Raw genomic sequence first — 15,100 nt, forward strand, 5'->3', positions numbered from 1 at the left:
ACATGTATCGACCATATCGCGGACCCGTTCAGGGGACGAGGTCGTAGGTGACCCACTTCGTCCTCTCAGCCACGCGATCATAGAGCCGGCGGGCCTCCTGGTTGTCCTTCGCGGTGATCCACCGGACGACCGAGAGGCCGCGTTCTTTCGCGAGTTCGCGGAGCTCTTCGAGGAGCGCCGTGCCCGCGCCGTCGCCGCGCGCGTCCGGCACGACGAACAGGTCGTCGAGGTAGAAGCCCTTGCTGCCGTCGAGCGGACGGGCGAATTCGCGCACGTGGGCCATCCCGATGGGAGTGCCCTCCTCGTCGACGGCGAAGTACGCTTCCAGGCCGCTGTCGGGATCGGTGATCCAGCTCCAGACCAGAAGCGCCTTCTCGTCTGTGATGGGACTCTCGTAGAAATCGCCGTACCCCGTGTAGAGGTCGAGCCAGGTGAAGAACTCGTTGTCCTCCACGCGCCGGACGTCAGCCGTCATCGTTCCTCCTCGCTGGGCACCTGCGCAAGGAGGATATCGGTCACCGAGAGCTCTTCGGCGGATGCGAAACGCAGTTCGGCGATTCTGCCCACCGACGCGAGGTCGGCGGAGGCGGACTCGATGGCCGCGATCTCGTCGGCCGGTCCGCTGATGACGGCGGAGTCGACGGGGGTTCGCTGGGAGGCCTTCGCTGCCGTCTTGGCCCCGCGGATCGCGGTCAGGGCGCGGCCCACCACAGTCAGGACGCTGTGCGTCACCGGCCAATCCGCGGAGACCTCGTCGGGGTGCGGCCAAGCGGCCAGATGCACCGATCCAGCCTCCGACCAGCTCCAGGCCTCCTCGGAGGCGAACGGCAGCACGGGCGCGAACAGGCGCAGGAACGCCGACAGAGCCACGCGGAGGGCGACGACGGCCGAGACCTGCCCGGCGTCCGACTCGCCGTACGCGCGCTCCTTCACGAGCTCGAGGTAGTCGTCGCAGAAGGTCCAGAAGAACGTCTCGGCGACCTCGAGGGCCCGCGCGTGGTCGTAGCCGTCTAGGGCGGCGGTGGCGTCGGCCACGACGGCCGAGAGCTGCTGCAGCATGCTGCGGTCGAGTGGAGCGGTCACCAGGGCCAGGTCGAGCGAGGCGGGCGCGTCGAAGCCGTGGATGAACTTCGCGGCGTTGAGCAGCTTGATCGCCAGGCGTCGGCCGATCTTGATCTGGGTCGGGTTCTGCGGGTCGAAGGAGGCGTCGGTGCCGAGACGGGACGACGCCGCCCAGTAGCGCACCGCGTCGGAGCCGTGGCGCTCGAGGATGTCGGCCGGGGTGACGACGTTGCCCTTCGACTTCGACATCTTCTTGCGGTCGGGGTCGACGATGAAGCCGGAGAGGGCGGCGTTCGTCCACGGCGCGACGCCGTCCTCGAGCTGCGAGCGCAGGAGGGTCGAGAACAGCCAGGTGCGGATGATGTCCTGGCCCTGCGGGCGTAGGTCGAACGGAGCGACCGTCCGGAAGAGCTCCGGGTCGTCCACCCAGCCACCTGCGAGCTGCGGGGTGAGCGAGGAGGTCATCCAGGTGTCCATCACGTCGTGCTCGCCGACGAAGCCGCCCGCCTGGCCGCGCTGCGCCTCCGCGAACCCGGGCGCCGGATCGGACGACGGGTCGACGGGGAGGTTCTCCTCCGACGGCAGGATGGGCTGGTCGAAGACGGGGTCGCCGTCGGCGTCGAGCGGATACCACACCGGGAGCGGCACGCCGAAGAAGCGCTGGCGGGAGATCAGCCAGTCGCCGGTGAGGCCGTTGACCCAGTTCTCATAGCGCACGCGCATGAAGTCGGGGTGCCAGTCGATACTGCGGCCGAGCTCGATGAGTCGCTCGCGGAGCTGCTCGTCGCGGGCGCCGTTCTTGACGTACCACTGGCGGGTGGAGACGATCTCGAGCGGCTTGTCGCCCTTCTCGAAGAACTTCACCGGGTGCTGGATCGGCTTCGGCTCGCCGACGAGGTCGCCGGAGGCGCGCAGCAGCTCCACCACGGCCTGCTTCGCCGAGAACACGGTCTTACCGGAGAGCTGCGCGTACGCCTCGCGGCCGGCGTCGCTCTCGATGGCCGCCGGCGGCTCGGGGAGGATCCGGCCGTCGAAGCCGATGATCGAACGGTTCGGGAGGTCGAGCTCGCGCCACCAGGTGACGTCGGTGATGTCGCCGAAGGTGCAGATCATGGCGATGCCGGTTCCCTTGTCGGGCTGGGCCAGGTGGTGGGCGACCACGGGCACCTCCACGTCGAACAGCGGGGTGCGCACGGTGGTGCCGAACAGCGGCTGGTAGCGCTCGTCATCCGGGTGCGCCACCAGGGCGACGCAAGCGGGCAGCAGCTCCGGCCGGGTGGTCTCGACGTAGATAGGACCGTCGGCGCCGCGGAAGCCCACGCGGTGGTAGGCGCTCGGCTGCTCGCGGTCCTCCAGCTCGGCCTGGGCGACAGCCGTACGGAAGGTGATGTCCCACAAGGTAGGCGCGAGCGCCTGGTACGCCTCGCCCCTGGCGACGTTGCGCAGGAAGGCGAGCTGCGATGTGTGCAGGGCCTCACGGCCGATGGTGCGGTAGGTCTGCGACCAGTCGACGGAGAGCCCGAGTGTGCGCCACAGCGCCTCGAACTGCTTCTCGTCCTCGACCGTCAGCCGCTCGCAGAGCTCGATGAAGTTGCGGCGCGAGATCGGCTTCTGATCGGCCGCCTTGCTGCTCTTGTTGTCGCCGCCCTCGAACGGCGGCACGAAGTCGGGCTCGTAGGGCAGCGACGGGTCGCAGCGCACGCCGTAGTAGTTCTGCACGCGGCGCTCGGTCGGGAGGCCGTTGTCGTCCCAGCCCATCGGGTAGAAGACGCGCTTTCCGCGCATGCGCTGGAAGCGGGCGACGATGTCGGTGTGCGTGTAGCTGAACACGTGACCGATGTGGAGCGAGCCGGAGGCCGTGGGCGGCGGGGTGTCGATCGAGTAGATCGCGTCGCGGCCGGCGGCGATGGCCCCGTCGCGGTCGAAGACGAAGGTGCCGTCCTGCTGCCACCGGTCGCCCCATACGGCCTCCAGACCTTCGAGTGCGGGCTTGTCGGGCACGGGGTTCGCGGCGGTCATGGCTCTCCGATTCCATATGTGCGGCACCGTGTCAACGGGGTGCCTGAGTGTGTGGGGCTGCCTCCAAGGGTACCGGAGCACTGCAGCGGGGTACGTCGTCGTCGCTGTGCGCAGCCGAAAGCGACGACAACGCGCACCCGCGGATCAGGACTCCGCGTCGTCGAGGATCGGCCGGCGCCGGGCGGCCGCCCGCGCTGCGACCAGGGTGATGATCGACATGATCGCCAGCACGATGCCCGGGTGCCACCAGGCGTTGCCGACGGCCTGCCCGAACACCAGCGTGAGCGCGGGCACGAACGAGGTGAGCAGCGCCGCGACGCTGTACGCCACCGAGAGCGCGCTGTAGCGGATCGGGCTCGGGAACAGGTCGGACATCAGGCCGCCGAGGCCCGCCCACGAGAGCGTCGGGAGGATGCCGCCGATGAGCATGCTGCCGACGAGCACGCCGAACGACGCCGACTGCAGCAGGAAGTACATCGGGAAGGCGACCACCAGAGTGCCGATCGCGCCGATCGCGACCACGCGCGCCGAGCCGATCTTCGTGGCCCACAGCCCGAACAGCGGGATGGTGACCAGCTGCAGCAGGCCGCCGATCGTCGTGGCGACCAGGAGGTCCTGGAACTTGAACCCGAGCACGGCGGTGCCGTAGTCGACCATGTAGGTGTTCATCAGCGAGTACGAGCCGATGCCCAGCACCGCGGCGCCGATCGCGATGACGAAGGCCGTCGGGGCCTTGGTGAACACGTCGATGACCGGGAAGCGGTCGCGGCGGCCGGTCTCGACGAGCTTGCGGAAGACGGGCGTCTCGTCGATCGACCAGCGCAGGTACAGCGATACGAGGAGCAGCGGGAACGCCGTCAGGAACGGGATGCGCCATCCCCACGCGGCGATGTCGGCCTGCGACATCGTGAGCGTGAGCACGATGAAGACCACCGCACTCAGGATGGACCCGACCGGCGAGCCGAGCTGGGGGAGCGCAGCGTAGAAGCCACGGCGCTTCGGGTTGGCGTACTCGGTCGCGAGCAGGATCGAGCCTCCCCACTCGCCGCCGAGGGAGAGACCCTGCACGAGTCGGAGGAGCACGAGGGCGACACCGCCGAACCATCCGGCGGCCGCGTACGTCGGCAGCACGCCGACGAGTCCGGTGCTGATGCCCATCAGCAGGATCGTCATGAGCAGGACGGGACGCCGCCCGATGCGGTCGCCCAGGTGGCCGAAGACCACGGCGCCGACCGGACGGATGACGAACCCGGCAGCGATCGCGAGGAACCCCGCGAGCACCCCGCCGAACGCGCCGAGCGGCGTGAAGAAGAGCGGACCGACGAAGAAGGCGGCGAAATACGCGTAGAGGTAGAAGTCGTACGATTCGAGGGAGGTTCCGACGAACGACGCGATGGCGACGCGGCGAGCCGTGCCCGGTGTGATCCCGGGGCGGTCGGTCTCGCTGGCGGCGAGCGTGGGGGTGGAGGTCACGGGTGTCCTTCTGACAGGGGTATCTGAACCGGGTCCAATATTAGGCGTGAGGAGACAACGCACGATGACACCGCGCCATTCCAGAGGACATGAGCCCCGCGGCCATGAGGCGTCGGGATCCGGCGCATCCGGATCCGGTCGGCCTCGAGCCTCCTCTCGCGGCATGCTGGCGGAGGCGGCGGGCGAGCTGTTCCTCGAGCAGACCTACGCGGGCACGACCGTCGACGACATCGCGCGCAGGGCCGGAGTGAGCCGGGCGACCTTCTTCAATTACTTCTCCGCCAAGAGCGATCTGCTGTGGCTGGAGGTCGACGAGTCGCTGGCGGCGTTCCCCGCCATGCTCGAGGCCGCGGACGACGGTGTGGAGCCGATGGCCGCTGTGCTCGCCGCGGTCGTGCGGCTGGCCGACGGCTTCGGCCCCGAGCGCCTGCCGCTCGCGGTGACCCAGGTGGAGCTGATGGGGACGGACGCCGAACTGCAGGCGTCCGCCCTCCCACGCTTCCTGGCCGTCGTGCGTCAGGTCGCCGCCGCGATCGGTCGCCGGTCGGGCGACGACGCGCACGGCCTTCTGCCCCGGGCTGCGGCGACGGCGGTCGTCGGCGCAGCGGTTGCCGCGGCGGGCGTCTGGGCGCGCGCCGGCGTGGGCCGCGGCCCGCTGACACCGGTGGTGCGCGATGCCGTCGAGCCGGTGTGCGCGGGCTTCGCAGCCGCCCTCGCGAACCGATAGACTGGTGCGAACGACGTCAACCCGGCAATCACCGGCGAGTCTTCGGAAGAACGGCGGGCACTCGCCCGCTCAGTAGAACCGAACGGGGCAGGCCCGTCACAGCCGCAGAACGAGAGGCCCTCTCCGGTTCACGCCGGTTGGCCGGCGCCGCGGCCGGTGGGGGCAAGCGGGGTGGTACCGCGGCGGGCGTGCAAGCGTCCGGCGTCCTCGTGCAGAGACGAAACTGCCAGGAGAGAGATGCCGTACCCCAAGTCAGCGCCGGATGGAGCCGCCGAGTCCGGGCGCGAGCCGCGTCAGGATGTCACGCCGTCGCCGGTGTTCTCGGAGATCGAGACGGACGTGCTCGCGTTCTGGGCCGAGGACGGCACGTTCCGGGCGTCGGTCGAGAACCGCGAGGGCGCACCCGAGTGGGTCTTCTACGACGGGCCGCCGTTCGCGAACGGCCTCCCGCACTACGGCCACCTCCTCACCGGGTACGCGAAGGATGTCTTCCCACGCTTCCAGACCATGCGCGGCAAGAAGGTCGAGCGGCGGTTCGGCTGGGACACCCACGGGCTCCCCGCCGAGCTGGAGGCCGAGCGGCAGTTGGGCATCACCGACAAGGCCCAGATCGAGGAGATGGGGCTCGCGGCCTTCAACCAGGCGGCGAAAGACTCCGTGCTGCGCTACACCCGTGAGTGGCAGGAGTACGTCACCCGCCAGGCGCGCTGGGTCGACTTCGACAACGACTACAAGACACTCGACACCTCCTACATGGAGTCGGTGATCTGGGCGTTCAAGCGACTGCACGAGAAGGGCCTCGCGTACGAGGGGCACCGCGTCCTGCCGTACTGCTGGCGCGACCAGACCCCGCTCTCGAACCACGAGCTGCGCATGGACGACGACGTCTACAAGATGCGTCAGGACCAGACGGTCACGGTGACCTTCCCGCTCACGGGCGCGAAGGCCGAGGCGCTGGGCCTCACCGGCGTGCGCGCTCTCGCCTGGACGACGACGCCGTGGACACTTCCCACGAACCTCGCACTCGTGGTCGGTCCCGACATCGAGTACGCCGTCGTCCCGGCCGGTCCGAACGGCGCGGCCGATGTGCACGGACGCGCGAGCGGCCGGCACAGCGCCGGACTCCAGGAGGGGTCGCTGAGCGGCGAGTACCTCCTCGCTGTCGACCTGGTCGGCAACTACGCGAAAGACCTGGGCTACGGCTCCCCGGAGGCCGTGCGCAAGGCGATCAGCCGCACGGTCCTCGGGCGCGACCTTCGGGGCGTGACCTACGACCGGCTCTGGGACTACTACGCCGATACCGAGATGTACGGCACGCAGAACGCGTGGCAGATCCTCGTCGACGACTACGTGACCACCGAGGACGGCACCGGCCTCGTCCATCAGGCGCCCGCCTACGGCGAGGACGACCAGCGGGTCTGCGAAGCCGCCGGCATCCCGGTCATCATCTCGGTGGACGATGGCGCGCGCTTCCTCCCCGAGGTCCAGGACGTCGCGGGCCTGCAGGTCTTCGAGGCGAACAAGCCGCTCACGACGCTGCTGCGCGAGGAGGGCCGCCTGCTGCGTCAGGCGAGCTACGAGCACTCCTACCCGCACTGCTGGCGCTGCCGCAACCCGCTCATCTACAAGGCGGTGTCGAGCTGGTTCGTGCGCGTGACCGCGTTCCGCGACCGCATGGTCGAGCTCAACCAGGGCATCAACTGGGTGCCGGAGAACGTCAAGGACGGCCAGTTCGGCAAGTGGCTCGCCGGCGCCCGCGACTGGTCGGTGTCGCGCAACCGCTACTTCGGCTCGCCGATCCCGGTGTGGAAGAGCGACGATCCCGACTACCCGCGCGTCGACGTGTACGGCTCGCTGGAGGAGCTCGAGCGCGACTTCGGGAGGCTGCCGGTCAACGCCGCGGGCGAGCCCGACCTCCACCGCCCGTACATCGACGAGCTGACGCGGCCCAATCCGGACGACCCGACGGGCCGGTCGACGATGCGCCGCATCCCGGACGTGCTCGACGTGTGGTTCGACTCCGGGTCGATGCCGTTCGCCCAGGTGCACTACCCGTTCGAGAACCATGACTGGTTCGACAGCCACAACCCGGCGGACTTCATCGTCGAGTACATCGGCCAGGCGCGCGGCTGGTTCTACCTGCTGCACACGCTCGGCACGGCGCTGTTCGACCGGGCGGCGTTCAAGAACGTGATCTCGCACGGCATCGTGCTCGGCAGCGACGGACAGAAGATGTCGAAGTCGCTGCGCAACTACCCCGACGTCAACGAGGTCTTCGACCGCGACGGCTCCGACGCGATGCGCTGGTTCCTGATGTCGAGCCCGGTGCTGCGTGGCGGCAACCTGATCGTGACCGAGGAGGGCATCCGCGAGGGTGTCCGCCAGGTGCTGCTGCCGCTGTGGAGCACCTGGTACTTCTTCTCGCTGTACGCCAACGCGACGGGCTACGAGGCGAAGCACTCCACCGCCTCCACCGATATCCTCGACCGTTACCTGCTGGCCAAGACGCGCGACCTCGTGGAGGCCGTGACGATCGACCTCGACGGTCTCGACTCGACGCTGGCCGCCGCGAAGCTCCGCGACTTCGCCGATGTGCTCACGAACTGGTACGTGCGCCGCTCGCGCGACCGGTTCTGGGTCGGCGTATCGGAGGACGGCTCGGGCACCGAGGCCTTCGACACCCTTTACACGGTGCTCGAGACCGTGGCGCGCGTGGCGGCCCCTCTGCTGCCCCTGGTGGCCGAGCGCATCTGGAAGGACCTTACCGGTGGACGCAGCGTCCACCTGACCGACTGGCCAGAGGCCGACGGGTTCCCCGCCGACGACGCGCTCGTCGACGCGATGGACCGCATCCGTGCGATCAGCTCGACCACGCTCTCGCTGCGCAAGCAGTCGGGGCGACGGGTGCGTCTCCCGCTGGCGTCGCTCACGGTGGTCGCAGCCGACGCAGACGCCTTGCGCCCGTTCGAGGCGATCCTGCGCGACGAGCTCAACGTCAAGGCGGTCGAGTTGGTCGAGCTCACCGACGACAGCGCGGTCTCCTACGGCATCACCAGCCGCCTGACGGTCAACGCGCGCGCGGCCGGCCCGCGGCTCGGCAAGCAGGTGCAGCAGGTCATCCAGGCCGCGCGATCCGGTGACTGGTCGGAGCACGACGGAGTCGTTACCGTGGGCGGCGTGGAGCTGGTCGAGGGCGAGTACGAGCTGGTCCTGGAGACCGCTCAGAGCGACGAGGACGCATCGTCGGCCCTTGCGCTGCTCCCGGGAGGAGGCTTCGTCCTGCTCGACACCACCACGACGCCGGAGCTCGCGGCCGAGGGACTGGCCCGCGACGTCATCCGCGCCGTACAGGACACCCGCAAGGCGGCGGGGCTCGACGTGAGCGACCGAATCGAGCTGAGCGTCGCATTCGAGCACGCCGACGACGCGCGGGCCATCGCTCTCGCCGGCGACGCCGTCGACATCGCGGCCGAGACGCTGGCTCTGGAGTTCGCCTTCGTCTCGGCGGACGACGACCTCGACGACGACGGCGACGGGTTCATCAAGGAGTTCAGCGCGGGCCAGTTCGCGAACGCGGGCCGGTTCACGGTCGGCGTGACGAAGGTGGAGGACGCCCGGTGACCGACGACGAGGAGCTGCGCGACGAGGCGGAGGCCGTCTACCAGGCGTTGCTCGCGCGCGTCGGAGAGGGCGTCCCCGAGCGTCGGCTGGACGCCACGCGCCGGGCTGTCGAGCTGCTCGGCGAGCCGCAGCGGGCGTACCCGATTATCCACATCACCGGAACCAACGGCAAGACGTCTACGAGCCGCATCGCCGAGAGCATCCTGCGCGCCTACGGGCTGCGCACGGGCCTGCTCACGAGCCCCCACCTGGTGCGCTTCAACGAGCGCATCATGATCGACGGCCGGCCGATCTCCGATGAAGCGCTGGTGCGCAACTGGGAGGACGTGCGTCCGTACCTCGAGATCATCGACGCCGAGCTGGAGGCGCAGGGCAAGGCGCCGCTGACCTTCTTCGAGGCGGTGACGGCTCTCGCCTTCGCCGCCTTCGCCGACGCGCCGGTCGACGTCGCGGTGATCGAGGTCGGAATGGGCGGCGAGTGGGACTCGACCAACGTCGGAGACGGCCAGGTCGCGGTGTTCACGCCGATCTCCCTCGACCACACCCGCCAGCTCGGCGACACGATCCGCGAGATCGCGCGCACCAAGTCGGGGATCATCAAGCCGTCCGCCGATGTCGTCACCTCTGCTCAGATGCCGGAGGCCATGGCCGAGCTGGAGGAGGCGGCACGGCTGACCGAATCGACCCTGGCCGCGCAGCCGAAGGCGTTCGACGTCGTCGATACTCGCGTCGCCGTGGGTGGTCAGCTGGTAACCGTGCGCGGTCGCGCCGCGACCTATGAGGACGTCTTCCTCCCGCTGTACGGCGATCACCAGGCGCAGAACGCCGCTGTAGCGGTTGCGGCTGTGGAGACGTTCCTCGGCCGCGGCAGCCAGCCGCTCAAGGCCGACCTGGTCGAGGAGGGCTTCGCCACGGCGACCTCTCCCGGGCGCCTGCAGCTGATCGGCGTAGAGCCGACCATCCTCGTCGACGCCGCGCACAACCCGGCCGGTGCGGCAGCGCTCGCCGACGCAGTGCGCCGCTATTTCGACTTCGACGAGCTCACCTTCGTCCTCGGCAGCCTCGGCGACAAGGACACGCGCGGCGTGGTCCGCGCCCTCGCGCCCGTCGCCGCGCAGTTCTTCGTGACGGAGCCGGCCTCCGATCGCGCGCTGGCGGCAGAGGACCTCGGCGACATCGTTCGCGACGAGGCAGGCGACGAGGCGACGATCGTCTACTCCGACGCGCTCGACGCGGTGGAGGCCGCCCGCGAGTGGGCGGGCGAGGAGCCGCGGCGCGCTGTCGTGATCACCGGCTCGATCGTGCTGGTCGGAGCCGTCATGGCGTACGCCGCCGAGCAGGGCTGGAAGGACGCGACCGCGTGACCGCCCAGACCCCCGCCGGCTCGAACGAGCCCGCGAAGCCTCCACGCGTCCGGCGGCAGAGGTCGCTCCGGGAGAGCCTCGGCTCGATCGTGCTGGGCTTCGAGCTCATCGTCGTCTTCCTGGGGGCGCTGGTGCTCTTCGGGCTCAAGAGCCTGCCCGCGTGGATCGCGCTGGGCGGGGGAGCAGCGGTCGTCATCCTGATGATCGCCGCCATCGGGCTGATGCGGAACCGCGTCGGCGTCGTCTTGGGCTGGATCGTGCAGCTCCTCGTCGTCGCCGCGGGGTTCCTCGTGCCCGCCTTCTTCATCGTGGGGGCGATCTTCACGGCCATGTGGACCTACTGCATGATCGCCGCCTCCCGCATCGACCGGAACAACCGAACGGAGACCAGATGACCACCGCTGTCGAAGAGACCCTCGTCCTCGTCAAGCCCGACGGAGTCGCCCGCAACCTCACGGGTGAGATCCTGCGCCGCATCGAGGCGAAGGGCTATTCGCTCGTCGACGTGCGCATGCTGCAGGCCGACCGTGAACTGCTCGCGAAGCACTACGCCGAGCACGAGGGCAAGCCGTTTTACGGGCCCCTCGTGGAGTTCATGGAGTCCGGGCCGATCGTCGCCCTGCGTGTCGCGGGCAACCGCGTGATCGAGGGCTTCCGGTCGCTCGCCGGCGCCACGGACCCGACCACGGCCGCCCCCGGCACGATCCGCGGCGACCTGGCCCGCGACTGGGGACTCAAGGTGCAGCAGAACCTGGTGCACGGCTCTGACTCTCCCGAGTCGGCGCAGCGCGAGCTCTCGCTCTGGTTCGGCTGAGCGCGCGGCGCTTCAGACACGAGAAGGGCGCCCGTTCCAGCTGAACGGGAGCCCTTCTCTTCGTGCGTGGATCAGGCGAACGCGCGGTGGATCCAGTCGAGCTGGACCTGCGCCAGGATCGCCACGATCGCGTAGCTGACGATCGTGATCAGCGGCACCCAGCCGTAGAGCGTGCCGAAGAACGACCGGGCGCGCTCGGGCAGCGGGATGTGCCCCTCCTTGAGGTTGTAGAGCGTGACCGCCCAGAAAGTCGGGATCGTCACCGTCCAGGTGACCATGCACCAGGGGCAGAGCACATTGAGCACGGTGAGCGACTGGGTGATCAGGAAGATGACGAGCGCGAGCGCCAGGACGACGCCGACGTTGAAGGCGATCCAGTACCAGCGGGCGAAACGCCCGGCGGCGAAGAGCCCGACGCCGACCGCGATCGTCGCCGTCCAGCCGCCGAGGCCGAGGATCGGGTTCGGGAAGCCGAGCAGGGAGCCCTGCCACGAGTTGAGGTTCTTGCTGCAGCCGACGAGGACGTTGAAATTGCAGGAGAGCTGGGCGTTCGCGTTCTCGAGCAGGTGGAATTTGTCCACCGTGAGCATGAAGGCCGCCCACAGTCCGATCACGCCGGCGACGATCAGGAAGATCGCGAGCGCGGTCGGCCGCCGGTACGTCGCTGGTGCGGAGTCGGTCGTTGCGGTGGAGGGCGCGGTCTTCGAGGCAGGCACAGTCGGATTATGGCATGTCGCGACGCGGTGCTTCTGTGAACGCGGGTCGCGCCGGTGGATCGCCCTCGACATGCGATAATCATTGGATAAGTCGTCCCGGCAGCACGCCGGCCGACACCAACAGAAGGCTTGAGGGCGCCAGGCGCGCCCGAATGAAACAGCCGGTCGCTCACGACCGGCACGAGACAAGTGAAAACCGGACGGACGGTGCCACGAGCACCCGCTGTCCGATCAAGGATTACGGAGGGGCCGCGCGCGGCACCTCCGACGGAGAGTACCCGGCGAGCGGGTTGCCGCTGCCGGTCGAGGAGCGCACCAGCGATGGTGGAAAACGAGAATATCGACAACACGAACAGCAACGATCAGAGCTCGGGAGGACGCAGACGCCGCAGTATCTTCGGCGGCAGACGGGTCAGCCGACCGGCCGGCACGGCGGAGACGCCGGTGTTCGCCGAGGAGCGCGAGGTCGCTGCCGAGCAGGTCGCCGTCGAGCAGGCTCCAGAGGAGTCGGCTCGCGCCGAGCGCGCACCTGCCGACACGCCAGCCGCGGCGACCGAGAAGCAGCTCGCTGCCGCCGGCGCAGCGCTCGGCACGGCGACAGGCGGTCACGAGCCTCCTGCGCTGCCCGACCGCCACGGCGAGCAGCCGGAGGCCCCCGTGGCGTACGTCCCCGGGCTGCCGCCGACGACCCTGCTCTTCCAGGCGCCCGACATCCTGCCGCTGCCGCCGCTGCCCGACGACGAGCCGACCGGCTCGGTCCGTCGCCGCTCGCGCCGACGCGCGGGTGAGAACGGGCGTAACGAGGCGAACGATCCGGCGAACACCGTCGTCAAGGTTCGTACTCCGCGCGAGCCGGAGTTGATCACCGAGCCGCAGAAGGTCAAGGGCTCCACGCGCCTCGAGGCCAAGAAGCAGCGCCGCCGCGACGGCCGCGACGCGGGGCGCCGCCGACCGGTGATCACCGAGGCCGAGTTCCTCGCGCGCCGCGAGTCCGTCGACCGTCAGATGGTCGTCCGCTCGAAGGGCGGGCGCATCCAGATCGGCGTCCTCGAAGACAAGGTGCTGGTCGAGCACTACGTGGCCCGCTCGCAGGAGGCTTCGCTCATCGGCAATGTCTACCTCGGTCGCGTGCAGAACGTGCTCCCGAGCATGGAGGCCGCATTCGTCGACATCGGTCGCGGCCGCAACGCCGTGCTGTACTCCGGCGAAGTCGACTGGGATGCCGTCGAGACCGGAAACCAGCCGCGCCGCATCGAGCTCGCACTGAAGGCCGGCGACCGCGTTCTGGTGCAGGTCACGAAAGACCCGGTCGGACACAAGGGCGCCCGCCTCACCAGCCAGATCTCGCTGCCGGGCCGCTACCTGGTCTACGTGCCGAACGGCTCCATGAACGGCATCAGCCGCAAGCTGCCGGACACCGAGCGCTCGCGACTCAAGAAGATCCTCAAGGAGGTCCTCCCCGAGAACGCCGGCGTGATCGTGCGCACGGCGGCGGAGGGCGCGACCGAGGAGCAGCTCACCCTCGACGTCACGCGGCTCACGGCGCAGTGGGGGGACATCAGCAGGCAGGTCGAGGCGCAGCAGGCGCCCGCGCTGCTGCACAGCGAGCCGGATCTGCTCATCAAGATCATCCGCGACGTGTTCAACGAGGACTTCCAGAAGCTGGTCATCGCCGGCGACGACGCGCGCCAGACCATCGAGAGCTACCTCCGCCAGGTCGCCCCCGATCTGATCGACCGGGTGGAGGCCTACGCCGGCGACCGTGACGCCTTCGACGAGTTCCGGATCACCGAGCAGATCGAGAAGGCGCTCGAGCGCAAGGTCTGGCTCCCGTCCGGCGGTTCGCTCGTCATCGACCGCACCGAGGCGATGACCGTCGTCGACGTGAACACCGGCAAGTTCGTCGGCTCCGGCGGCAACCTCGAGGAGACCGTCACCAAGAACAATCTGGAGGCCGCGGAGGAGATCGTCCGCCAGCTCCGGTTGCGCGACATCGGCGGCATCATCGTCGTCGACTTCATCGACATGGTTCTGGAGTCCAACCGCGACCTGGTGCTGCGCCGCCTCATCGAGTGCCTGAGCCGGGACCGGACCAAGCACCAGGTTGCCGAGGTCACCTCCCTCGGCCTGGTGCAGATGACCCGCAAGAAGCTCGGCCTCGGCCTCCTGGAGACCTTCAGCGAGGCGTGCGAGGTGTGCGCGGGGCGCGGCGTGATCGTCCACCACGATCCGGTCGTGAAGCACCGTCAGCCGCAGCAGCAGCCGCAGAACGAGCGTCGCCGCGGTCGCGGAGGCAACGGCGGGGGCCAAGCCGCGTCGAGCGCTCCGCACTCCGGCAACGGCACGCACGCGATCACCGACGACGCCAAGAACGCGCTTGCGCAGATCGCGGCGTCCACGCTGCACCTGCACCACGAGGACGAAGGCTCACCCGCAGGGGAGGCGACGGCTCCCGCCGCCGAGTCGACGCAGGTCACGCCCAAGAAGCGCCGCCGCAAGAGCAAGGGCCAGCGCGACGAGCAGCGCACGGAGAACCCGGAGCAGCAGACCGAACCGGCGCAGGCCCCGGCCGAAGCCGTGTCGGCGGCAGACGCCGCCGAGCCCGAGACGATCGCGAACGTCGACCTCCCGTTGATCGACCTGCCGGTGCCGACCGAGTCTCCCGCTCACGCTCCTGCGGCGTCCGCGGTGGAGACCGCGATCCTGCTCGACTCCGTCCTCGACGCCCTCCCGAACCCGCAGACGTCGGGACAGGGGCGCAGCCGCGGCCGTCGCGCCAGCACCGCCGTCATCACCGGCGGCGAACTCGCGGGCGATCAGCGGGACTCCTGATCACTCCTCGTCGACCGCGTCCGTCCTCACGTTCTCGTGACGTCGGTCGCGGTCGCGGGCGTGCACCCGGAGGCCGCTCGCGATGAGCCGGCTCACCAACTCCTTGCCGTCGACCGGCACGGCTCCGGCCGCTATCAGCTCGTCGTAGCGGCGGTCCGGCACGTCGTAGTGGTCGAGGTCGAACGCGCGTGCCGGGATGTGTGCCGCGGCGGCGAACGCGTGGAGCTCGTCGAGCGTCGAATCGCTGACCAGGTGCGACCACAACATGCCGTGGGCGGGCCATGCAGGGGGATCGATCAGGACCGTCATAGGATGATTGTAGGAACCGGCCCCGTCCAGGGTGCCGGGAGGTCTCGACGCCCCCTCGCTGAATTGACGGGTCGTGCGGCGTCGGGTAAAGTTGACCGTTGGTGTGTGCCGGTAGACCGGTACACCCTCGCGGTTTTCTGAGAGCCACCCGCCGCCATCGACG

At 69.4% G+C, this 15,100-nt stretch carries 11 protein-coding genes; 6 read left to right on the forward strand and 5 right to left on the reverse strand.

The window, feature by feature from the left end; translation table 11 throughout:
• Window positions 1–28: 28 nt before the first annotated feature.
• The 3 genes from ACPPVW_RS14925 to ACPPVW_RS14935 form a co-directional block, all read right to left on the reverse strand.
• On the reverse strand, window positions 29–475 hold the full coding sequence (locus tag ACPPVW_RS14925; protein ID WP_426623873.1) for a GNAT family N-acetyltransferase: 447 nt from the start codon (window positions 473–475) through the stop codon (window positions 29–31).
• Window positions 472–3,081, reverse strand: coding sequence for a valine--tRNA ligase (valS, locus tag ACPPVW_RS14930; protein ID WP_426623874.1), 2,610 nt, complete (start codon window positions 3,079–3,081; stop codon window positions 472–474). The genes ACPPVW_RS14925 and valS overlap by 4 nt, the downstream gene beginning before the upstream one ends.
• 144 nt (window positions 3,082–3,225) lie before the next feature.
• Window positions 3,226–4,554: an MFS transporter gene (locus ACPPVW_RS14935; RefSeq protein WP_426623875.1), complete on the reverse strand. Its 1,329-nt coding sequence runs from the start codon at window positions 4,552–4,554 to the stop codon at window positions 3,226–3,228.
• A 163-nt stretch (window positions 4,555–4,717) separates the two neighbouring features.
• Between ACPPVW_RS14935 and ACPPVW_RS14940 the strand changes: the two genes are divergently transcribed.
• The 5 genes from ACPPVW_RS14940 to ndk all read left to right on the forward strand — a co-directional run bounded on the left by ACPPVW_RS14940 (window position 4,718) and on the right by ndk (window position 11,080).
• The gene (locus tag ACPPVW_RS14940) at window positions 4,718–5,281 is read left to right on the forward strand and encodes a TetR/AcrR family transcriptional regulator (RefSeq protein WP_426623876.1); all 564 of its coding nucleotides are present in this window, start codon (window positions 4,718–4,720) and stop codon (window positions 5,279–5,281) included.
• Window positions 5,282–5,518: 237 nt separating this feature from the next.
• Window positions 5,519–8,902 (forward strand): isoleucine--tRNA ligase, encoded by a 3,384-nt coding sequence (gene ileS, locus ACPPVW_RS14945; RefSeq protein WP_426623877.1) that lies wholly within the window; start codon window positions 5,519–5,521, stop codon window positions 8,900–8,902.
• On the forward strand, window positions 8,899–10,266 hold the full coding sequence (locus ACPPVW_RS14950; protein WP_426623878.1) for a bifunctional folylpolyglutamate synthase/dihydrofolate synthase: 1,368 nt from the start codon (window positions 8,899–8,901) through the stop codon (window positions 10,264–10,266). Before ileS ends, ACPPVW_RS14950 begins: the two co-directional genes overlap by 4 nt.
• Window positions 10,263–10,661, forward strand: a complete 399-nt coding sequence (locus ACPPVW_RS14955; RefSeq protein WP_426623879.1) for a DUF4233 domain-containing protein — start codon at window positions 10,263–10,265, stop codon at window positions 10,659–10,661. The genes ACPPVW_RS14950 and ACPPVW_RS14955 overlap by 4 nt, the downstream gene beginning before the upstream one ends.
• The gene (gene ndk, locus ACPPVW_RS14960; RefSeq protein WP_426623880.1) at window positions 10,658–11,080 is read left to right on the forward strand and encodes a nucleoside-diphosphate kinase; all 423 of its coding nucleotides are present in this window, start codon (window positions 10,658–10,660) and stop codon (window positions 11,078–11,080) included. Before ACPPVW_RS14955 ends, ndk begins: the two co-directional genes overlap by 4 nt.
• A 71-nt stretch (window positions 11,081–11,151) precedes the next feature.
• Here the strand turns inward: ndk and ACPPVW_RS14965 are convergent, their stop codons facing one another.
• Window positions 11,152–11,796 (reverse strand): vitamin K epoxide reductase family protein, encoded by a 645-nt coding sequence (locus tag ACPPVW_RS14965; RefSeq protein ID WP_426623881.1) that lies wholly within the window; start codon window positions 11,794–11,796, stop codon window positions 11,152–11,154.
• 321 nt (window positions 11,797–12,117) lie between these two features.
• On the opposite strand from ACPPVW_RS14965, the gene ACPPVW_RS14970 reads away from it, so the two are divergent.
• Window positions 12,118–14,628, forward strand: a complete 2,511-nt coding sequence (locus tag ACPPVW_RS14970; RefSeq protein ID WP_426623882.1) for an Rne/Rng family ribonuclease — start codon at window positions 12,118–12,120, stop codon at window positions 14,626–14,628.
• Here the strand turns inward: ACPPVW_RS14970 and ACPPVW_RS14975 are convergent, their stop codons facing one another.
• Window positions 14,629–14,937, reverse strand: coding sequence for a DUF4031 domain-containing protein (locus tag ACPPVW_RS14975; protein ID WP_426623883.1), 309 nt, complete (start codon window positions 14,935–14,937; stop codon window positions 14,629–14,631).
• Window positions 14,938–15,100: the final 163 nt, after the last annotated feature.

Source organism: Leifsonia sp. McL0607 (assembly GCF_049993355.1).
Lineage (GTDB): Bacteria > Actinomycetota > Actinomycetes > Actinomycetales > Microbacteriaceae > Leifsonia.